22 protein-coding genes are annotated in these 20,103 nt (G+C 67.0%); 10 read left to right on the top strand and 12 right to left on the bottom strand.

All coding sequences use genetic code 11. The annotated features are described in order from the left end of the window. Window positions 1-17 precede the first annotated feature (17 nt). The 8 genes from AC5P68_RS10410 to AC5P68_RS10445 form a co-directional block, all read right to left on the bottom strand. Window positions 18-1,040, bottom strand: a complete 1,023-nt coding sequence (locus AC5P68_RS10410; protein WP_414497669.1) for a magnesium and cobalt transport protein CorA — start codon at window positions 1,038-1,040, stop codon at window positions 18-20. 6 nt (window positions 1,041-1,046) lie between these two features. After that, entirely contained in the window at window positions 1,047-2,297 is a 1,251-nt protein-coding gene (locus tag AC5P68_RS10415) for a lipoprotein N-acyltransferase Lnb domain-containing protein (protein ID WP_033834730.1), read from the bottom strand. After that, window positions 2,294-3,175, bottom strand: coding sequence for a CorC family transporter (locus AC5P68_RS10420; RefSeq protein WP_005408827.1), 882 nt, complete (start codon window positions 3,173-3,175; stop codon window positions 2,294-2,296). The genes AC5P68_RS10415 and AC5P68_RS10420 overlap by 4 nt, the downstream gene beginning before the upstream one ends. 64 nt (window positions 3,176-3,239) lie before the next feature. Then, entirely contained in the window at window positions 3,240-3,827 is a 588-nt protein-coding gene (locus AC5P68_RS10425) for a hypothetical protein (protein WP_172958410.1), read from the bottom strand. Next, window positions 3,827-4,435 (bottom strand): hypothetical protein, encoded by a 609-nt coding sequence (locus tag AC5P68_RS10430; protein ID WP_111108360.1) that lies wholly within the window; start codon window positions 4,433-4,435, stop codon window positions 3,827-3,829. Before AC5P68_RS10430 ends, AC5P68_RS10425 begins: the two co-directional genes overlap by 1 nt. Window positions 4,436-4,510: 75 nt before the next feature. Further along, complete coding sequence (locus tag AC5P68_RS10435; protein ID WP_414497670.1) at window positions 4,511-5,119, bottom strand: hypothetical protein; 609 nt, start codon at window positions 5,117-5,119, stop codon at window positions 4,511-4,513. Between the two features lie 48 nt (window positions 5,120-5,167). After that, entirely contained in the window at window positions 5,168-5,653 is a 486-nt protein-coding gene (ybeY, locus tag AC5P68_RS10440) for an rRNA maturation RNase YbeY (RefSeq protein WP_032966554.1), read from the bottom strand. Continuing rightward, a complete protein-coding gene (locus AC5P68_RS10445) occupies window positions 5,650-6,636 on the bottom strand; it encodes a PhoH family protein (RefSeq protein WP_033834734.1) in 987 nt (328 codons plus the stop codon). The genes ybeY and AC5P68_RS10445 overlap by 4 nt, the downstream gene beginning before the upstream one ends. Before the next feature lie 482 nt (window positions 6,637-7,118). Between AC5P68_RS10445 and AC5P68_RS10450 the strand changes: the two genes are divergently transcribed. From AC5P68_RS10450 to AC5P68_RS10460, 3 genes are read left to right on the top strand one after another with little or no spacing between them, the layout of a single operon-like run. Continuing rightward, window positions 7,119-8,075: an HlyD family secretion protein gene (locus AC5P68_RS10450; RefSeq protein WP_049402732.1), complete on the top strand. Its 957-nt coding sequence runs from the start codon at window positions 7,119-7,121 to the stop codon at window positions 8,073-8,075. A gap of 20 nt (window positions 8,076-8,095) precedes the next feature. Then, the gene (locus AC5P68_RS10455; protein ID WP_012479664.1) at window positions 8,096-9,019 is read left to right on the top strand and encodes an ABC transporter ATP-binding protein; all 924 of its coding nucleotides are present in this window, start codon (window positions 8,096-8,098) and stop codon (window positions 9,017-9,019) included. After that, window positions 9,016-10,128, top strand: coding sequence for an ABC transporter permease (locus tag AC5P68_RS10460; RefSeq protein WP_049431887.1), 1,113 nt, complete (start codon window positions 9,016-9,018; stop codon window positions 10,126-10,128). Before AC5P68_RS10455 ends, AC5P68_RS10460 begins: the two co-directional genes overlap by 4 nt. A gap of 60 nt (window positions 10,129-10,188) precedes the next feature. Here the strand turns inward: AC5P68_RS10460 and miaB are convergent, their stop codons facing one another. Both miaB and AC5P68_RS10470 read right to left on the bottom strand, forming a co-directional pair. Further along, the gene (gene miaB, locus AC5P68_RS10465) at window positions 10,189-11,607 is read right to left on the bottom strand and encodes a tRNA (N6-isopentenyl adenosine(37)-C2)-methylthiotransferase MiaB (protein WP_231522171.1); all 1,419 of its coding nucleotides are present in this window, start codon (window positions 11,605-11,607) and stop codon (window positions 10,189-10,191) included. Between the two features lie 165 nt (window positions 11,608-11,772). Further along, entirely contained in the window at window positions 11,773-12,393 is a 621-nt protein-coding gene (locus AC5P68_RS10470; RefSeq protein ID WP_049402735.1) for a glutathione S-transferase family protein, read from the bottom strand. An 80-nt stretch (window positions 12,394-12,473) separates the two neighbouring features. Here AC5P68_RS10470 and AC5P68_RS10475 point away from each other — a divergent pair, with 80 nt between their 5' ends. The 7 genes from AC5P68_RS10475 (at window position 12,474) to AC5P68_RS10505 (ending at window position 18,532) form a co-directional block, all read left to right on the top strand. After that, entirely contained in the window at window positions 12,474-13,442 is a 969-nt protein-coding gene (locus AC5P68_RS10475; RefSeq protein ID WP_033834738.1) for a helix-turn-helix transcriptional regulator, read from the top strand. Window positions 13,443-13,488: 46 nt separating this feature from the next. Further along, window positions 13,489-14,409, top strand: coding sequence for a lytic transglycosylase domain-containing protein (locus AC5P68_RS10480; RefSeq protein ID WP_049431894.1), 921 nt, complete (start codon window positions 13,489-13,491; stop codon window positions 14,407-14,409). 194 nt (window positions 14,410-14,603) lie between these two features. Beyond that, complete coding sequence (gene petA / locus AC5P68_RS10485) at window positions 14,604-15,224, top strand: ubiquinol-cytochrome c reductase iron-sulfur subunit (protein ID WP_004151998.1); 621 nt, start codon at window positions 14,604-14,606, stop codon at window positions 15,222-15,224. Beyond that, on the top strand, window positions 15,224-16,483 hold the full coding sequence (locus tag AC5P68_RS10490) for a cytochrome b (RefSeq protein WP_005408840.1): 1,260 nt from the start codon (window positions 15,224-15,226) through the stop codon (window positions 16,481-16,483). The genes petA and AC5P68_RS10490 overlap by 1 nt, the downstream gene beginning before the upstream one ends. Continuing rightward, complete coding sequence (locus AC5P68_RS10495; RefSeq protein WP_288418297.1) at window positions 16,476-17,225, top strand: cytochrome c1; 750 nt, start codon at window positions 16,476-16,478, stop codon at window positions 17,223-17,225. Before AC5P68_RS10490 ends, AC5P68_RS10495 begins: the two co-directional genes overlap by 8 nt. 134 nt (window positions 17,226-17,359) lie before the next feature. Next, a complete protein-coding gene (locus AC5P68_RS10500) occupies window positions 17,360-17,995 on the top strand; it encodes a glutathione S-transferase N-terminal domain-containing protein (protein WP_005408842.1) in 636 nt (211 codons plus the stop codon). Between the two features lie 84 nt (window positions 17,996-18,079). Beyond that, a complete protein-coding gene (locus tag AC5P68_RS10505) occupies window positions 18,080-18,532 on the top strand; it encodes a ClpXP protease specificity-enhancing factor (RefSeq protein ID WP_005412806.1) in 453 nt (150 codons plus the stop codon). A gap of 46 nt (window positions 18,533-18,578) precedes the next feature. On the opposite strand, the gene AC5P68_RS10510 is transcribed toward AC5P68_RS10505, so the two are convergent. Further along, window positions 18,579-18,929 carry a DUF3301 domain-containing protein gene (locus tag AC5P68_RS10510; protein WP_005408844.1) on the bottom strand — a complete coding sequence of 117 codons (351 nt, stop codon included), beginning with the start codon at window positions 18,927-18,929 and terminating at the stop codon, window positions 18,579-18,581. Between the two features lie 67 nt (window positions 18,930-18,996). Next, window positions 18,997-19,998: a DUF2272 domain-containing protein gene (locus AC5P68_RS10515; RefSeq protein WP_005412807.1), complete on the bottom strand. Its 1,002-nt coding sequence runs from the start codon at window positions 19,996-19,998 to the stop codon at window positions 18,997-18,999. Window positions 19,999-20,103: the final 105 nt, after the last annotated feature.

The raw sequence follows: 20,103 nt of genomic DNA on the forward strand, positions 1-20,103 counted from the left end.
CCGTTGGTCGATACGCCCTACAACCACTTCGCGCGCTTGAACAACCGGTACAGCCCGACGCACACACCGCCCACGCCAACGATCATCAGCGGGTACGACCAGGGTTCGCTCAGCTCCGGCATGTGACTGAAGTTCATGCCGTACCAGCTGGTGATCAGCGTCGGCGCGGCGAGCAGCGCAGCCCAGGCGCCCAGCCGCTTGACCGTCTCGCCCTGCGCCAGTGTCACCAGCGAAAGGTTCACGCTCAGCGCGGTGCCCAGCATCTCGCGCAGGGTGTCGATCACATCGCTGATGCGCACCGCATGGTCATGTACGTCACGCACGTACAGCTTCACTTCATCGGGAATCAGTTCGCCCTGGTAGCGGCGCAGCTGCGCCAGCACGTCCTGCAACGGCGCCACCGCCATCCGCATCTTGTTCAGTTCGCGCTTGAGCTCGTACAGCCGCACCACCGTGCTGCGCTTGTAGGTGTCGGCGAAGATGTCCTTTTCCAGCAGGTCCAGGGTGTCGCGGAAGCGGTGCACGATCGGCAGGTAGTTGTCGACCACGAAGTCGGTCACCGCGTACAGGCAGTACGACGGGCCCATCTTCAGCAGCTGCGGCTCGCGCTCGACGCGTGCGCGCACCGCCGCGTAGGACAGCGAGGCGCCGTGGCGGACCGTCACCAGGAAGCGCGGGCCGAGGAAGGCATGGGTTTCGCCATACTGGATGCGTTCGTCGACCATCTGCGCGGTGGTCACCACCACGAACAACGAGTTGCCATAGGTCTCGACCTTGGGCCGTTGGTGCGCGTTGCGCGCATCCTCGATGGCCAGGTCGTGCAGGCAGAATTCTTCCTGCAGTTTCAGCAGCACGTCTTCGTTGGGGTCGTACAGGCCGACCCAGACGAAGCCGTTGCCGCTGGCAATGACATCGCTGATGGCATCCAGGCTGATGTCGTGGCGCTTGCCCTCGTCATCGTAGTGGACGCAGTTGATGACGCAGGTAGGGTTGGCCGAAGCGGGGGCGGAAGCGGAGGCGGGCAATGACATGCCCGCCATCGTGCTTCAGGGCCGTGTTTCGGACAAGTGAGGACGACGCGCCAGCACCCACGCCAGTGCCACGTGGACCGGCAGCAGCAGCACGATCCACTGCACGTTGTACTGCGCCTGCAGGCTCAGCCAGTGCAGCACCAGCGCGGCCACCGCCTGTACCGCCAGCAGCCACAGCACGATCCTGAACATGCGTCCCGGCACGCGCCGGCGCAGCAGTGCGATCGCGCCCGGCAGCAGCAGCACGGCCAGTGGCGAAAGCAGCAGCAGGTTGCGGTTGGCCCATGCGGCGTAGTGGATGCTGAAGCCCCACAGGAACACCAGCACGCCACCGAACAGGGCGCACAGCAGCCAGAACGGCAGGGCCAGCCCGGCCAGCAGGCGCGGGCGGTTGCGCAGCGCCAGCACGCCAGCGGCGATCACCAGGCCACACAGCAGCCACGGCCACCAGCGGCGTGCGAACTCCTTCGGCTCCGGATCGATACGGTGCGGCAACAGTTCCTGTTCGGACTGCACCAGCGGCCGGCCATCGCTGTTGCGTGCCTGGCGCAGGGCATCGGCCAGGCGCATCGGCACGAACGCTTCCTGCCAGCGCGACAGCGGCTGGTCGGCGAACGGTCCGAGGCCTACATCGAAGCCCAGCCACATCCAGGGTGCCGGCGAGGCCAGACGGACCGATTCACTGCGATAGGTGTTGCCACGCGAGCGCCCCGACAGCTGCGACTGCAGGCCGCCGCCGAGCGCCTTGTCCAGCGTGTCGCGCACCATCGTGGCGCAGTTGGCGGTGTAGTAATCGTAGTGGTAACGCGCGTTTTCCGGCTTGGCCCGCTCGGCCAGGCCGGCGGCCAGCGAGCGCGCCTGGTCCGGGCGCAGGTCCAGCCATTGCACGCTGGCGCCACGGCCGGTCTCGTCGTAGTACGACAGGTCCTGCTGCAGCGGCAGCGCCACCAGGTAGTACATCATGTCGCCGCGCGCGAAGCGGCTGATGAAATCGTCCTCGGACGGATCGAAGTAGCCGAAGTTGTACGAGGTCGCTTCACCGCTGAGCGGATCGACCACCACGATGGCGTCATGGCCGAAGCGTTCGAAGAATACCGTGCCCGGCTGCATGGTCACCACGCCGATGCGCGGAGCAGGGGCTTCAGCGCTGGCCGCGGGCACGGCAGGTGTGGCCGGCGCCGGCTGCGCGAAGGCGGCCAGCGGCAGGGCCATGGCCAGCACGTAGAGTGCCAGCCACACCATGAGGATCAGGCCGCGGCGCTTCAAGCGTCGTCCTGCGCGTCCGGCGGCAGCACGGTCACGTGGAAGGCCTGTACCCGGCGCGCATCGGCGCGGGCCACGCGGAACATGAAGCGGTCCAGCGCCAGCTCGTCACCGACTTCCGGCAGGTGGCCCACGGCCTCGGTGACCAGGCCGCCGATGGTGTCGTAGTCCTCGTCGGAGAACGTCGCGCCGAATCGCTCGTTGAAGTCGCCGATCGGGGTCAGCGCGTCGACCACGTACTGGCCGTCGGACTGGATCGCGATCTGCGCCGAGGGATCCTCGGCCTCGTCATGCTCATCGTCGATCTCGCCGACGATCTGTTCCAGCACGTCCTCGATGGTGACCAGGCCGGCGACACCGCCGTACTCGTCCACCACGATGGCCATGTGGTTGCGCGACAGGCGGAATTCCTTCAGCAGCACGTTGAGCTTCTTCGCTTCCGGGATCAGGACCGCCGGGCGCAGCAGCTCGCGCACGTTGGCCGGACCGTTGTCGGCGACCACGCCGCGCAGCAGATCCTTGGCCAGCAGGATGCCAAGGATGTCGTCCTTGTTCTCGCCGTGTACCGGGAAGCGTGAATGGCCGGATTCGACCACCTGCTTCATCAGTTCCAGGAAGGGCGCTTCAACCGGCAGCGAGACCATCTGCGAGCGCGAGATCATCACGTCGCCCACGGTCAGCTCGGCCACCGAAATGGCGCCTTCCATCATCTTCAGGGTATCGGCGGCGATCAGACCCTCTTCCTGCGCGGTGTGCAGGACAGCGACCAGCTCGTCGCGGGTATGGGGTTCGCCGGAGAAGGCGGAGGTCAGGCGTTCAAGCCAGCCGCGCTTCTTTTCACTGTGCTCCGCAGGGGAGCTACTACTGTCGTCTTCTGACATCTCTGGAAAAAAGGCACCCGGCAGGCCGGGCGTTGACCCAAGTCTAGCAGGATGTGACGGCCTGTCAGTGACTGCCGGTGGCCGGGGCTGGGGCGGCCGCGGCCGGCGCCTCCTCGGGCAGGTCCAGGCTGTAGGTGCAGCCGGCCAGGGTCTTGCCCGGGTGGGAGGCCACGGTGGAGACGCTGAGGATGATCGACTCGATCTGGGCCTCGCCGGTCTTCGGGTCGGTCACGTCGCGGCTGACCAGCTCGCGGCCGGCCATGAACTTGCCGTCCTGGTCGTAGCCGGTCTCCAATTCCAGCCGTTTGGCCAGCGGGCGTGGGTCGGCCTGGTCGAGGACGGCCATGACGCTGGCGCCGGCCACCGCCACCCGATCGGTCTGTTGGCCGAAGACGGTGATCGGGCTGGCCAGCCGGAACTCGCTCATGAACTGGTTGCCCTGCGGCAGCGGCTGCAGGCCCTGGGCCACGGCCTTCAGCGGATCGGCCAGCAGCGGCGCCAGCGCGGCCTGCTCGGCCACGCCCTGGCGGCATTCGATCAGGGCCGGCAGGTCCAGGCGGGCGGCGAAGGCGGAGGGAGCGGCGAGGGCACAGAGCAGGGGCAGACAGCAGCGCAGTGACACAGTCGGTTTCCGCAGGCGAGGGGCCGCCATCATAGCCCCGGCGAGCGCCGGAACAGCCCGCTGAGAAGGCGCAGGAAACCGGTCATCGCCCGCCGTACGACCATCAGTGAGAGAGTCAGCACAACCGCAAGCATGGCGACCTGCATCGATTGCCCCGCGATGCGCGCCACCGCCGGCCACAGGCCCGGGCTGGTCAGCCAGGGCATCAGTTCCGCCGCGGCTGTCCTGGCCACTTTCATGTAGATCACGGCCAGCACGAACAGCACCAGCAGCGAGGTGCGGCTGGCGTGGAAGAACGGGAGTGCATTGGCCGGCCTGCCAAGCCACTGCTGCAGCAGCGTTCGCCACAGTACTGGCAGGGTCAAGGCACCGACCAGTATCAGCACCATCGACGTTTCCCAAAGCCCCGGCAGGTGGGCGGGTTCAGCTCTACCTGTGAGGTGCGGGCCGAACATGCCGATCGCCAGCCCGGCCAGCAGGCACACGGGCGACAGCAGGGCCAGGCTGCGCAGCAGCCAGTGCCTGCCGCCGGGGTCGCGGGCGCTGATGCGGCGCAAGGTGTAAGCGCCCAGCACCAGCAGGCCCGCGAGCAGGCCGGGGGCCATCGCAAACGTCGTGAAGCTGTTCCCTGGGTTCATCCTTTTTCCTTCCGCGTCCTGGCCGGTGTTGAACAGTAGCTCAGCGCATGGGCTGGCACTCCAGCCGTGGCGCAGTCAGGGCGGATTCCAGCGCGTGGCCGCTGGGTACCAGCGCAGCCTGACCGGGTAGCCCAGTCGCGCCTGCAGGTGGTCACGCACGGCCGCCGCCGTCGCGCGGTTGGCTGGGGTATCCCGCTGCTCCACCTCCAGCTCCCCGGTCTTGACATCCAGGCCATGGCCGAACAGGTCGGGCAGCTGGGCCCGCAGCCAGTCCTGCTGTGCGTGCAGGCGGCGCGTCATCTCCGCTTCGGTCATCGCGGCGCCGGTGATGTAGCGCACACGTTGCGGGCCATCCGCCCCTGGATGTGTCTCATCGGCCTCGGGTGCGGCGCCTGTCAGTCGCACGACAACGTTCCAGCCCCTCGCATTGTCCACCCATATGCCGGCCAGACGTGCCGCGTGCCGCGCTTCCAGGCGCTCGATCAGTGCCCGTTGCTGGGCAGTGGCGACGATGTTGCGGGTGTCGCGCTCGCTGCTGCCGAAGAACGCCCGTAGTTCGGCGATCTTTGCGGCGATGTCGGCCTCGCTGTCGCTGGCGGGGAACGGTGAGGGACGGTCAGGATCGGGCATCAGGCCTGCCCCGGACTGCAGTAGCGCGGCAAGCACAAGTGCGGGCAGGGTCATGCTGCGCTCCTCTTCCGTGAGTGCGTGGGCTCGGAACAGGGCCCGGTGTCAGCGCTCGCCCGCGTAGGGGTCGTCGATGCCCAGCTCGGCCAGGATCTCCCGTTCCAGCTGTTCCATCGCTTCGGCTTCCTTGTCGTCCTCGTGGTCCCAGCCGAGCAGGTGCAGCACGCCGTGCACGGTCAGGTGCGCGTAGTGGGCGTTGAGCGCCTTGCCCTGTTCGTCGGCCTCCCGCGCTACGACAGGTGCACAGATCACCAGATCGCCGAGCAGCGGGAACTTGACGCCCTTGGGCAGGCCTTCGGGCACTTCGGCCGGGAAGCTGAGCACGTTGGTGGCGTAGTCCTTGCCACGGTAGTGGCGGTTCAACGACTGGCCTTCCTTGGCGTCGACCACGCGGATGGCCAGGTCGGCCTCGCGGATGCGGCCCTTCAGCGCGGCAGCCACCCACCTGCGGAAGCTCACTGCCGCCGGCAGGCCGGCACGCGGCAGGGCATAACTGACGGCGACGTCCAGTCGCACGGGACCACGGGTCATGGAGTTGCTCCAGGTTGGATCTGATGCAGGTCGCGGCGGTCGTAGGCGCTGACGATACGCGCCACCAGCGGGTGGCGGACCACGTCGCGGGATTCGAAGAAGGTGAAGCTGACACCCTCCACGTCGCGCAGCACATCGATGGCGTCGCGCAGGCCCGACTTCACGTGCTTGGGCAGGTCGGTCTGGGTCAGGTCACCGGTGACCACCGCGGTGGAGCCGTAGCCGAGGCGGGTCAGGAACATCTTCATCTGCTCGATGGTGGTGTTCTGTGCTTCGTCCAGGATCACGAACGCATCGTTGAGCGTGCGGCCACGCATATAGGCCAGCGGCGCGATCTCGATGACGTTCCTTTCCAGCAGCTTGACCACCTTCTCCACGCCCATCATCTCGTACAGGGCGTCGTACAGCGGTCGCAGATAGGGATCGACCTTCTGGCTCAGGTCGCCGGGCAGGAAGCCCAGCTTCTCGCCGGCTTCCACCGCGGGACGGACCAGGATCAGCCGCTGCACCCGCGATTCGTTCAGTGCTTCGACCGCGCTGGCCACGGCCAGGAAGGTCTTGCCGGTGCCGGCCGGCCCGATGCCGAAGTTGATGTCGTGGGTTGCGATCTGGTGCAGGTAGCGGGCCTGGTTGGCACCGCGCCCGCGTACCGTGCCGCGCTTGACCTTGATCGCCACCTCCTGCGCTTCGTAGGAGCGCTCGGCGATCTGCTCGACATTGGCCTGCGCCAGGCGCAGGTGGATGGCGTGGTTGTCGAAGGTCGTTTCGCCGGCTTCGGCGTACAGCGCTTCAACCAGCTTCTGCGCCTCGACGATGGCTTCGTTCGGCCCGCTGATGCGGAACACGAAGCCACGGTTGGCGATTTCCACGCCGAGTTTCAGTTCGATCTGCCGCAGGTGCCCGTCGAACGGGCCACACAGGTTGGCCAGCCGTTCGTTGTCTTCCGGCGACAGGGTGAAGTCTCGATGCTCGATGCTTTTCATTGCTTCGGGTGGGGCGGACGCCTTCCACCGCAGTGTATTCAGGGGAGACAAGGGTAGCGCGCGTGCGGGGCACACGGCCAGCAGACGGTCGATACAGCGTTTTCCACACCCGGTGTGGACGGGGCGCGCGAAAACCTGTGGATAGACCCTCGCAATGCTTGTGCCACAAGGCCCATGAGGTCCTGGTGAAAAAAACGTCATGGTCGCTCGTCGCTTCGGCAACACTGCCACGGGGGGCCTGCACGGGGGCATTCATCGTGACGACAGTGCAGGTTTCGTTGCCGGGCGAGCAACAAAGCCGCGCGCTGGCGGATTTCCACAACGGTTGTGGAATGATGCCGAATCAACCTGTGGATAGGTGGTGCGGAGCCTTGCAGCAAAAGGCGTGCCCGCGCGTGGCGAAAAAACCGCCAGGGCTGATCGGAATCATTGAGGGTGCACGGGGCACATGGCACCGTGTCGCCGTCGCAGGAGGGGATGGCATGGGCATCGGCAACGGGATGCGAGGAATCGGACTGGCGGGCATCGGCCTGCTTGCCGGGTGTGGGCAGTCGACACCGACTGCACTGGGCACGCTGGAGTGGGACCGGATCACGGTGCCGGCACCGGCGGCCGAAGTGATCGCCACGGTGGAGGTGCGCGAGGGACAGCAGGTCAAGGCCGGCGCCGTGCTGATGCAGCTCGACCCGGCCCGCGGCGACGCGCAGTTCGCCGCAGCGCAGGCTGATACGGCGCGTGCGCAGGCGCAGCTGGAAGAACTGAAGATCGGCCCACGCCAGGAGCAGATCGCGCAGGCCCAGGCGCAACTGGCCGCGCTGCGCGCGCAGGCTGCCGAAGCAAGTGCCTATTACCGACGGGTCCAGCCGTTGGCACAGCAGCGCTTGATTGCCGCCGCTGAGCTGGATCGTGCACGTGCCGCCGCCGGCAATGCCGAGGCCAGCGTGCGTGCTGCCGAGCAGGCCTGGCTGGAGCGGGTGCACGGCAGCCGTGTGCAGGATATCGCCCAGGGCCAGGCCACCGCCGATGCCGCGCAGGCGCAACAGGCAGTGCAGGCCGTGAACCTGCAGAAGCTGCAATTGCGTGCGCCGCGCGACGGCGTGGTCGATGCCTTGCCTTACCGGCAGGGCGACCAGGCGCCGGTCGGCGCGCCGCTGGCGGTGATGCTGGTCGGCGAGCGCCCCTATGCGCGCGTCTACCTGCCGCAGCCATTGCGGTTGCAGGTCAAGGTCGGGCAGGTCGCGCAGGTGCACCTGGAAGGGCAGGGCACTGCGTTGAAGGGGCATGTGCGCTCGATCCGCAGCGAGCCGTCATTTACGCCGTACTACGCGTTGACCGGTGACGACGTCGCGCGCCTGAGCTACCTCGCCGAGATCGAAGTGGACGACGCCGCCGACATGCGGAAGCTGCCGGCGGGAATGCCGGTGCAGGTGACCTTCTGAACACCGGCAACGACATCGCGGTGCATGCCCAGGGCCTGACCCGCCGCTTCGGCGATCTGCTGGCCGTGGACAATGTCGACCTGACCGTGCCGCGTGGCCAGGTCTATGGCTTCCTGGGCCCGAACGGGTCGGGCAAGTCGACCACCATCCGCATGCTGTGCGGCCTGCTGGAACCGAGCGCCGGCCAGATCGAGGTGCTCGGCCTGGCCGTGCCGGAGCAGGCCGAGGCACTGCGCCGGCGCATCGGCTACATGACCCAGCGCTTCTCGTTGTATGAAGACCTTTCGGTGCGCGAGAACCTGGAATTCCTCGCCGCCATCCAGGACCTGCCGCGTACGCAGGCCCGGCAGCGGGTCGACGAACTGCTGCAGCAGTACCGTCTCCTGGACCGGCAGCCGCAGCTGGCCGGCACCCTCAGTGGTGGCCAGAAGCAGCGCCTGGCGCTGGCCGGCGCCGTCGTGCACGCGCCCGAGCTGTTGTTCCTGGACGAGCCGACCAGCGCGGTTGACCCGGAGTCACGCCGCGATTTCTGGGAGGCCCTGTTTGAACTTGCCGACGCCGGTACCACCGTGCTGGTATCGACCCACTACATGGACGAAGCCGAGCGCTGCCACCGGCTGGCGATCCTCGATCGAGGCGCGCTGGTCGCCGATGGCACGCCGGCCGAACTGTGTGCACGGCTGGACGGCCGCACGCTGCAGGTCACGTCGGCGCAGCCGCGGCAGGCCAGCCGCGCATTGTCTGAGCTGCCCGGCGTGCTGAGCGTGGCACAGATCGGCACGCAGCTGCGCGTGCTGTGCAGCGAGGCGGCCGCCGATACGCCAGCGTTGCGGCGCGCGCTGGCCAGCGCCGACCCGCAGGCCCGCATCGAGGCGGTGGCGCCGAACCTGGAAGACGTCTTCGTCGCCGCCACCCGCGGCCGTGGCCGGGAGCCAGCGGCATGAACCTGCGCCGGCTGTGGGCGATCATGCTCAAGGAATTGCGCCAGCTGCGCCGCGACCGCATCACGCTGGCGATGATCGTCGGCATTCCGGTGATGCAGCTGCTGCTGTTCGGCTACGCGATCAATCTCAACCTGCGCCACCTCGACGCAGGTGTCGCCGACCAGGCCAGCAGTGCGGCGTCACGCGCGCTGGTGCAGGACATGGTCGCCACCGGCGTGATCACGCCGCGCAGCGAAGCCTATACGCCCGACCAGTTGATGCAGGCGCTGCGGCGTGGCGAGATCAGTGTCGGCATCGTGGTGCCGGCCGACTTCGAGCGCCGTCGCTTCGATGGACGCGAGGCGGTGCAGGTGCTGGTTGATGGCAGCGACACCGTGGTGCAGAGCGCGGCGATCCAGCTGGCGCAGGTGCCGCTGGAGACGCGACCGACCAGCAACACGCGGCCGCTGCGCGAAGGCAGCATCGCCGATGGTCCAATCAGCGTGACCAGCTTCTACAACCCGCAGCGGCGTTCGGCGGTGAACATCGTGCCAGGCCTGATCGGGGTGATCCTGACCATGACCCTGGTGATGTTCACGGCGGTGGCGGTGGTGCGTGAACGCGAACGCGGCAACATGGAGCTGCTGATCGCCACACCGGTGTCGCGCAGCGAACTGATGGTGGGCAAGGTGCTGCCCTATGCAGCCATCGGCCTGCTGCAGACCACGCTGGTGCTGGTGCTGGGCACCTGGCTGTTCCAGGTGCCGATCCGCGGCAGCCTGCTCGATATCTACCTGGCCGCGGTGCTGCTGGTGCTGGCCAACCTCGCACTGGGGCTGCTGATTTCCACGCGCGCGCGCTCGCAGTTCCAGGCGATGCAGATGACCCTGTTCCTGTTCCTGCCGTCGATCCTGCTGTCGGGCTTCATGTTCCCGTTCGCGGGCATGCCGCGGCCGGTGCAATGGCTGGCCGAAGTACTGCCGCTGACCCACTTCCTGCGCCTGGTGCGCGGCATCATGCTGCGCGGAGCGTCGCTGTGGGAGCTGTGGCACGACGCGCTGGCGCTGCTGGCCTTCATCGCGGTGATGATGACCCTGGCGATCCTGCGTTTCCGCAAGCGACTGGATTGAGGCATGCCGACCAACGGTCGGCATCCACCCCGGTGGGTGCCGACCGTTGGTCGGCGCACCTTATTCCGCCACCACGCGCGCGCGCAGCGAATTGGTCAGCGCCTCGGTAATCACCACATCCACGAACTGGCCGATCAGCCGCGCCGGCGCAGGGAAGTTCACCGAACGCATGTTCTCGGTCTTGCCGGTCAGTTCGTTCGGGTTCTTGCGCGAAGGGCCTTCCACCAGCACGGTCTGCACGGTACCGACCATCTTCTCGGAGATGCCGGCGGCCTGCGCATTGATGCGCTCCTGCAGGCGCGACAGGCGAGCGTGCTTTTCGGCATCGCTGATCGTGTCCTCCAGGTCGGCCGCCGGGGTGCCCGGGCGGCGCGAATAGATGAAGGAGAAGCTGTGGTCGAAGCCGATGTCCTCGATCAGCTTCATGGTCTTCTCGAAATCGGCATCGGTTTCGCCGGGGAAGCCGACGATGAAGTCCGAGCTGATCGAGATGTCCGGGCGCACCGCGCGCAGCTTGCGGATCTTCGACTTGAATTCCAGTGCGGTATAGCCGCGCTTCATCGCCGACAGTACGCGGTCGCTGCCGGCCTGCACCGGCAGGTGCAGGAAGTTGGCCAGCTGCGGCACGTCGCGGAACGCATCGATCAGCGAGTCGCTGAACTCCAGCGGGTGCGAGGTGGTGAAGCGGATGCGGCCGACGCCGTCGATCTCGGCGATGGTCCGGATCAGCAGACCGAGATCGGCGAACTCGCCATCTCCATAGGGGCCGCGATAGGCATTGACGTTCTGCCCGAGCAGGTTGATTTCGCGCACGCCCTGCGCGGCCAGCTGCGCCACTTCCACCACCACGTCCTCGAACGGGCGGCTGACTTCGGTGCCGCGGGTGTAGGGCACCACGCAGAACGAGCAGTACTTCGAGCAGCCTTCCATGATCGACACGAACGCCGAAGCGCCTTCGGCACGCGGTTCCGGCAGACGGTCGAACTTCTCGATCTCGGGGAAGCTGATGTCCACCTGCGGGCGCTTCTGCTCGCGGCGGGCGCGGATCAGCTCCGGCAGCCGGTGCAGGGTCTGCGGGCCGAACACAAGGTCCACGAACGGCGCACGCTTGATGATCGCCTCGCCTTCCTGCGAGGCAACGCAGCCGCCCACGCCGATGATGACCTCGCGGCCCTTGTTCTTCAGGCCCTTCCAGACGCCGAGCTGGCTGAACACCTTCTCCTGCGCCTTCTCGCGGATGGAGCAGGTGTTGACCAGGATGACGTCGGCGTCTTCCGGGGTATCGGTCAGTTCCAGGCCATCGCTGGCGGCGAGCACGTCGGCCATCTTGGCCGAGTCGTACTCGTTCATCTGGCAACCGTGGGTCTTGATGTACAGCTTGCCTTTCACCTGGTCGGGCTTGCGCGGACCGGCGGGCAGGGCAACGAGCGGGGCACCGCCCGGCGGGGCGGGCGGAAAGACGTCTGGCGTCCCGGTCATGGCGCTTAATCCATTCGGGTGGCGGGAAAGCCGGCAATTCTACCTGCATCCCGGCGCGTGCGCCGGCCCAGTAGAGCCAGGCCATGCCTGGCTGTATTCATCCACCCATGGCGTGGATCTACTGGAACTGCGGGTCCGCCCCCCGGCCGCGCCCGGCGGCACGCCTCAGGCCGCCACCAGCTCCGCATCGATCTGCCGCGAACGGTCGAACGCGGTCATCGCGCTCATCCGTGCGATGTAGTCAGCCGTGGCCGGCGCCGGCTGTACCAGGCCAAAGGCCGTGGTCCACGCCAGTGCATTGCCCCACAGCACGTCGGCGGCGCTCATGACCTCGCCCAGCAGGTACGGGCCCTGCGCCAGCTGGGCCTCGACCACCTGCAGCACGGTCTCGGCATCGTTGTACGGCGACATCAGGCGCGGCGGCGGCTCGCGGTGCATCGCCTTGTCGACCATCGCCGGCTCGAAACAGGCGCCATAGAAGGCCATCCAGCGCAGATAGGGCCCGCGCAGGGCGTCACCGATCGGCGGCGCCAGCCCGGCTTCCGGATACAGGTCGGCCAGGTACAGGTAGATTGCCACCTGCTCGGTCACCAGTGCGCCGTTGTGGACGATGGCCGGCACCTTGCCCATCGGGTTTATGGCCAGGTAGGCCGGGGCCAGGTTGGCGCCGGCTTTCAGGTCCAGCACCTGCATGCGGTAGTCGGCACCCAGCGCTTCGAGCAGGGCCACGGCGCCGCTCGAGCGGGAACGGGCGGCGTGGTACAGGGTGATCTGGCGTGAATTCATGGCATTGCTCCTTGCGGTGGGTGGTGAACTGGAGGCCATCCTGGGGCACTATTGCGGACGACTTCTGTCCTCGATCCTTCATGCGCCATACCGCCCATCGTCTGCTGCGCCTGATCGCCCTGCTGCAGGCCCGCCGCCAGTGGTCCGGGGCCGAGCTCGCCGAGCGCATGGGCGTGGACCGGCGCAGCATCCGCCGTGATATCGAGCGCCTGCGCGAGCTGGGCTATCCGGTGCAGGCCTCGTCCGGGGTCGGCGGCGGCTACCAGTTGGGGGCCGGGGCCCCGGTGCTGCCGATGCTGCTGGACGAGGAGGAGGCGACCACCCTGGCCATCGCCCTGCGCGCAGCCTCGGCCACCGTTGCCGGGATCGACGACACCGCGCGTGGCCTGTTGTCCAAGCTCGATCCGCTGGTGCCGACCCGTCGTCGCCAGCAGGCCGGCGAGGTGCATGCAGCGACGGCCACCCTGTCCGACCTTCCGTCCACCGACGCACGCCTGCTCGGGCGGCTGGCCCAGCACTGCCGACAGGCGTCACGGCTGGCCTTCGAATACCGCAGCGCGCAGGAAGCCGTCACCCAGCGCGAGGTCGAGGCCCAGCACCTGGTCAATTACGGGCGACGCTGGTATCTGCTTGCCTGGGACCTGGGGCGGCAGGACTGGCGCACCCTGCGCGTGGACCGCATGGGCGCCGTACGTGAGTGCGCCGGGCCGGGCCTGCACCGGCGCACCCCGGCGCCGCCCGATGTGATGGTGCGGCAGGCGGTCAGCCAGGCGCCGTTCGCGCTGCAGGCCATCCTCCGCCTGTCCGGCAGCCATTCCGAGCTGGAAGGCCGCATCCCGCCGTGGTGTGGAGTACTGGAAGCGGATGGCCCAGACCACTGCCTGCTGCGCATGGGCGCCGAGAGCCGCGGCATGATGCTGGCGCAGATTCTCAGCCTGGACCGCCTACCCGTGGCGCTTTGGACCACCCCGCCGGGCCTGCGCGACGAACTGGCACAGCGCCTGGCGGGCCTCGGCCAGCTGCTGGCTGTGCCGCCGGTCACAGGCTGAGCCACGTCGCTTGGCAAGCCCCGGCGAAGCTGGGACACTCGCCGCCATGAAGGGGATACTGGGGACAACGGCGATCATCATCGCTGCGCTGACCGCTGCGCCGGCCAGCGCTGGAACCCTGTACAAGTGCCAGGGCGCTGACGGCGTCACCAGTTATGTGAGCAAGCGGGTGGCCGGCGCGCGCTGCAGCACCATCAGCTACACCCGTGACACCCGCCCGGCACCTCGACCGGTGGTGGCCGCGCCCAGGCCGGCATCCACCACGATGGCCAGCATCGAACGCAACCCGGTGGCAGTTGCCGCGAGTGCCGCAGCGCCGGCAACGGTCGCGCCTGCGTCCGTGCCGGCATCCGGTCCCGCACAGCCGGTCGCCTCGCGCAGCGGGCGCATGGTCAGTGGCCAGGTGTATTCCTTCATGAAGGATGGCGTGCGCCACTACACCAGTGCGCGCCCGGCACAGGTGGCCAACCTCGGCCCGGTCCGGACCATCCGCTACAGCTTCATGGAGCGCTGCTATGCCTGCGGGGTCAATCCACGCGTGGACTTCGGCACCGTGCGACTGAACACCTCGGCCTTCCAGGCCGAGATCACCTCGGCCGCGCGCGAGTTCGGCGTGGAGGAGGCGGTGGTGCGCGCCATCATCCATGCCGAGTCGGCCTACAACCCGACCGCGCTCAGCCGTGCTGGCGCGCAGGGCCTGATGCAGCTGATGCCGCCGACCGCCGCGCGCTTCGGCGTAAGCGATTCCTATGACGCCGGGCAGAACATCCGTGGCGGCGTGCAGTATCTTGCGTGGTTGCTGAAACGCTTCAATGGCGACCTGACCCTTGCCGCAGCCGGCTACAACGCTGGCGAAGGCGCGGTCGACCGCCACGGTGGCGTGCCGCCCTACAGCGAGACCCAGTACTACGTGCGCCGGGTCGGGCAGCTGGCCGAGCGTTACCGCACCGCCCTGAGTCACCAGTAGGTGCCGACCGTTGGTCGGCACTCCTTTGAAAGGTAGTGCCGGCCGCTGGCCGGCAACCCCGCAATCAATGTTGTTGCAATGCGTTGTGTGGCGCGCGACGGTTCCGCTACACTCGACCGTGATTCAATGCGGCTCTGGCCCCCACCGGATCCGCTGGCAGCCTTAAAGCTACCTAATCAATATCGGAGTGCCGGATGGCCAACGATGGGGTACACGATCCAGTCAACACCGGACGTCGGCGTTTTCTTTCTGCCACCACTGCTGTGGTTGGCGCCGTCGGCGTCGGATTCACCGCAGTTCCTTTCATCAAATCCTGGAACCCCAGTGCCCGCGCCAAGCTTGCCGGCGCACCGGTGGTGGCCGACATCAGCGCCCTGCAGGAAGGCCAACGCCTGATCGTGGAATGGCGTGGCCAGCCGATCTGGATCGTCAAGCGGTCCAAGGCGATCCTGGACGCGCTGCACGGGCTGGATGGCCGCCTCAAGGACCCCGAGTCCGGCGAGAAGGACCAGCAGCCGGACTACGTGCTGAAGCAGAACCCCGAGCTGCGCTCGATCAAGCCGGATATCTCCGTACTGGTCGGCCTGTGCACGCACCTGGGCTGCTCGCCGGAAATGGTCGCCGAAATCCGGCCCGAGCCCTACGACCCGCAGTGGAAGGGCGGTTACTTCTGCCCGTGCCACAAGTCGCGCTTCGACATGTCCGGACGCGTCTTCAAGGACGTGCCGGCGCCGATCAACCTGAAGGTGCCCGCGCACCATTACCAGGACGACAACACCATCATCATCGGTGTCGATCCGCAGGGGGCTGCCTGATGGCCAATATCCTCAGCCGTACCGCCAGCGGCGTGGCCGACTGGGTCAACGCCCGCGCGCCCGGCCTGATGCCGGTCTACCGGAAGCACGTCAGCGAGTACTACGCGCCGAAGAACTTCAACATCTGGTACTACTTCGGTTCGCTGGCGCTGCTGGTGCTGGTCAACCAGATCGTCACCGGCATCTTCCTGACGATGCACTACAAGACCAGCGCCGCCGAGGCGTTCGGCTCCATCGAGTACATCATGCGCGATGTGGAGTGGGGCTGGCTGATCCGCTACATGCACTCCACCGGTGCCTCGCTGTTCTTCATCGTGGTCTACCTGCACATGTTCCGTGGCCTGCTGTACGGCAGTTACCAGAAGCCGCGCGAGCTGGTGTGGATCCTCGGCATGCTGATCTACCTGGTGCTGATGGCCGAAGCCTTCATGGGCTACGTGCTGCCGTGGGGCCAGATGTCGTTCTGGGGCGCCAAGGTGATCATCTCGCTGTTCGGCGCGATACCGGTGATCGGCAACGGCCTGACCGAATGGATCATGGGCGATTACCTGCCCAGTGACGCCACGCTCAACCGTTTCTTCGCGCTGCATGTCATCGCCCTGCCGCTGGTGCTGTTGCTGCTGGTGGTACTGCATCTGGGCGCGCTGCACGAAGTGGGTTCGAACAACCCCGATGGCGTGGAGATCAAGAAGGGGCCGAAGGGCAACCGCTGGTCGCCGAACGCACCGGCCGATGGCATCCCGTTCCACCCGTACTACACGCTCAAGGATGGCGTCGGCGCCGGTTTCCTGCTGATCATCGCCGCCTTCATCATCTTCTTCGCGCCCGGTTTCGGCGGCCTGTTCCTGGAGCATGACAACTTCACCGAGGCCAACCGCCTGGTGACCCCGGAACACATCAAGCCGGTCTGGTACTACACGCCTTACTACGCGATGTTGCGCGTGGTGCCGAACAAGCTCGGTGGCGTGCTGGTGATGTTCTCGGCCATTGCGATCCTGTTCCTGGTGCCGTGGCTGGACAAGGCCAGGGTGAAGTCGGTGCGCTACCGCGGCTGGATCTCGAAGGTGATGCTGGGCGTGCTGGCGGTGTGCTTCGTGTGGCTGGGCGTGATTGGTTCCGGCCCGGGCACCGACGTGCACGAGACCTACATCGGGCGGGTGCTGACCTTCCTGTACTTCGCGTTCTTCATCACCATGCCGCTATGGACGCGGTTGGACAAGACCAAGCCGGTACCGGAGAGGGTGACCACCCATGACTGATCGCTGGATGGTCCGGTTGGCCCTGACGGCCGCCCTGATGCTGGGCAGTTTCCTGGCCTCCGCCGCCGAAGGTGGCACCAAGCTGCTGCAGGCCGGCAACGATCTGGGCGACCGCGCTTCGCTGCAGCGCGGCGCGCAGCTATACATGAATTACTGCTCCGGCTGCCACGCGCTGAAGTACCTGCGCTATTCGCGGATGGCGCAGGACCTGGGCCTGACCGAGGAAGAGGTGATGAACAACCTCAACTTCACCGGCTCGGCGATCGGCGACCCGATTCCGGTGGCGATGCCCAAGGAGAACGCGGAGAAGTGGTTCGGCAAGATGCCGCCCGATCTCAGCCTGATCGCGCGTGTGCGGGGCAGTGACTGGGTCTACACCTACCTCAAGTCGTTCTATCTGGACAGCAGTCGCCCGCTGGGCTGGAACAACGCGCTGTTCGCCAATGCCTCCATGCCCAACCCGCTGTGGGAGATGCAGGGCCTGCAGCATGCGGTGCACGGCAAGGCGGAAGCGCCCGGCATGGACCCGCCGGTGACCGGCCTGAAGATCGAAACGCCCGGGTCGGTCGATGCCGGGCAGTACGACCAGGCGGTGCGGGACATCACCAACTTCCTCGAGTATGCCGGTGAACCGGCCGCGCTCAAGCGCCAGCAGCTGGGCGTGTGGGTGATCCTGTTCCTGGCCCTGCTCACCTTCCTGCTGTACCTGCTGAAGAAGGAATACTGGAAGGACGTTCACTGAATCTGCCGCCGGCCATCTCACGGGCCTATTGGCTTTTGTGATGGTCGGTTGCACACTCGGGGAGGAGTCGACCGCCGGCACGGTGCCGGCGGCGCCGATGCGGCAGGCGGTCTCCTGTCGTGGGAGAGCCTTTGATGGCGGCGAGCGTACGCATGCGCAATACACTGACGCTGTTTTCCTCGAACGACGATGTACTGTGCCACCGTGTACGCCTGGTCCTGGCGGCCAAGGGTGTGACCTTCGACTTCGTTCCGGTCGATCCACAGAACCCGCCTGAAGACCTGATCGACCTCAATCCGTATCACTCGGTGCCGACCCTGGTCGAACGCGAGCTGGTGCTGTACGCCGCATCAGTGGTCAGCGAGTACCTGGACGAACGTTATCCGCATCCGCCGCTGATGCCGGTCGATCCGCTCTCGCGTGCGCGCATCCGCCTGGCGATGCTGCGCATCGAGCACGACTGGGTGCCACAGGTGCAGGCCATCCAGCTCGGCAACAAGACCCAGGCCGAGGCTGGCCGCAAGCGCCTGAAGGAGCTGCTGACCGCCTCGCTGCCGCTGTTCAAGGCCAGCAAGTTCTTCCTCAACCCGGAAATGAGCCTGGCCGACTGCGCGATGGCGCCGATCATCTGGCGCCTGCAGTCGCTGGACGTACCGCTGCCGAAGGACGGCAAGGCGATCGAGGACTACGGCAACCGCATCTTCCGCCATCCGGGCTTCGTCCGCAGCCTGACCGATCAGGAAAAGAAGCTGCGCGATCTGCCGGTCTGATCCGGGCCTGCGTTACCCGTCTGCACGCCGACCGGCGTGCAGGTGATCCGCCCCGGCGGGGCGCCGGGCGCGTACACTTCACGCATGACCGAAGACTTCTTCCACATGACCAGCCACCGCCCGTACCTGCTGCGGGCGCTGGTGGAATGGATCAACGACAACCAGCTGACCCCGCACATCCTGGTCGACGCCGGCGTTCCCGGCGTGCAGGTCCCGCCTTCGGCGGTCAAGGATGGCCGGGTCGTGCTCAACATCGCCGAACGTGCTGTCGTGCGACTGATGATCGACAACGAGATGGTGAGCTTCTCGGCGCGCTTCTCCGGTACCAGCTACCCGGTGCAGGTGCCGATCAGCGCCGTGCTGGCCGTCTACGCCCGCGAGACCGGGCAGGGCATGGCGCTACCGGATGACATCCCGGGCAACGAGACCGCTCCGACCAGCGATGAGCTGCTGCACGAGGAAGGCACGCCGCCGGACGATACGCCGCCAGCCAGCCCGCCGCCGAAGGGGCGCCCGAACCTGCGCGTGGTCAAGTAACCAGGTAACGGTGGGTGCCGACCATTGGTCGGCACGCCTTCAGCCCTTACACATCCTCGGCATCGTCCACATCCGCGCGGATCTGGCTGATCCGCGCCGCGCCCGGACCAGTGAATGAGATCAGCTGGTCGCCGCGCAGCACCATGCGGCCCACGTGGCGATCGATGCCGTCGTAGGAATACTCGAACTTGAAGGTACGTTCGAAGCCGAGCCGGCCATCTTCGCCGCGCGACAGGCGCAGGCCGGTGGCGTGCACCGCCTGATCCAGCCATTGCACGTCGGCAGCACGGCAGGCATTGCGCCCCAGTTCGACCGCGCGCTCGGCGGCCGAACGCGCCGCGTTCCAGAAGAAATAGATGATTCCGCCGGCAATCAGCAACAGCAGCAGGGTGGGCATGGCGTCAGCCGTCAGGGGTCGATCCCGCAAAGATGGCGGCGAACGCGCGCGGGATCAAGCGCTGCACTCACCGCCGCGGCTGCGGTTCGCTGGACATCGGCTGCGCGGGCACGATGACCGGTTGAGGTGCCGGAGTGGGCTGCATCGGCGTCGCAGTGGGCGAGGGCATCACCAGCGGTGAGGTTGCAGTCAGCTGCAGCAGCGCTGCCCAGTCCTGCCGGTTGAAGCTGCATTCGTCCTCGCGACCTGGCGTGCAGCCGGGGTCGATGCCGGTGCTGTTGCGTTCGCGTGCCGGAGGCAGCTTGATCAGCCCCGTACGATCCAGCTGCAGCAACCGCATCGCTACGGTGTTCATCACGTTGCCACCGACCAGGTACAGGGTCTGGTCGCCGCCGAGGTTGGCCGCCACCACCACTTCGCAATGCGATTTCCAGTGGCCCACCGAGCCATTGCCCAGTGCCTGCACCAGCCCGCTGTAGCTGAGCGTGGTGCTGCGGTCGCGCAGGAAGCACAGCAGGTCGCCCGGTGCGGGTTTGGCCGTGGCCGGGTCGACCAGCCGGTACGGCACGCCCGAGGGGCCGCCCTGGTAGGCGGCACGGATGTAGTCGATGTGGCGTGGCGACGTATTGAAGCCAGGAACGCCGGACTGCACCATCACCCAGGAAATGAACGCGGCCGACCATGGGTTGTCGATCAGGAAGGCGCGGCAGTCGCTGTCGGTGTAGCGCGTGCCCAACGGCGCCAGGCAGCTGCTGGCGCCCGCGATGCTGCCCATCGCATTGAGCGTGCCGCTGTTGCGCCAGTAGCCGGCCACGCGCTGCCAGGCGATCAGGCCATTGTCTGCCAGGTGATCGCTTTCGGCCTCGGTGACGCTGAGGCTGGCGGCACGGCCTTCACGATCGATGAAGGGCCGGTACCAGAGCCGGTGCTCATTGCAGGCGGTGTTGCGGATGGCCACCGCCAACGGACTCAGACCGAAGCGGGGCGGAACATCGCAGGCCTCGGCGGCCGCTGCGGACAACGGCGCCGCGGCCAGCAGCAGGCAGGCAGGCAAGAGCATCCGGCGCATGCGCGGCTCCTGTGGGGGATACCTCAGCGTCGCAGCGCTGTCGTGAACGCCGGGTGTGAGAACGGGGTCAGATCGCTTTTCCATGGAAAAGGAATCGGCCCCCAC

It is taken from the genome of Stenotrophomonas sp. YJH_SMC_58 (assembly GCF_059369635.1).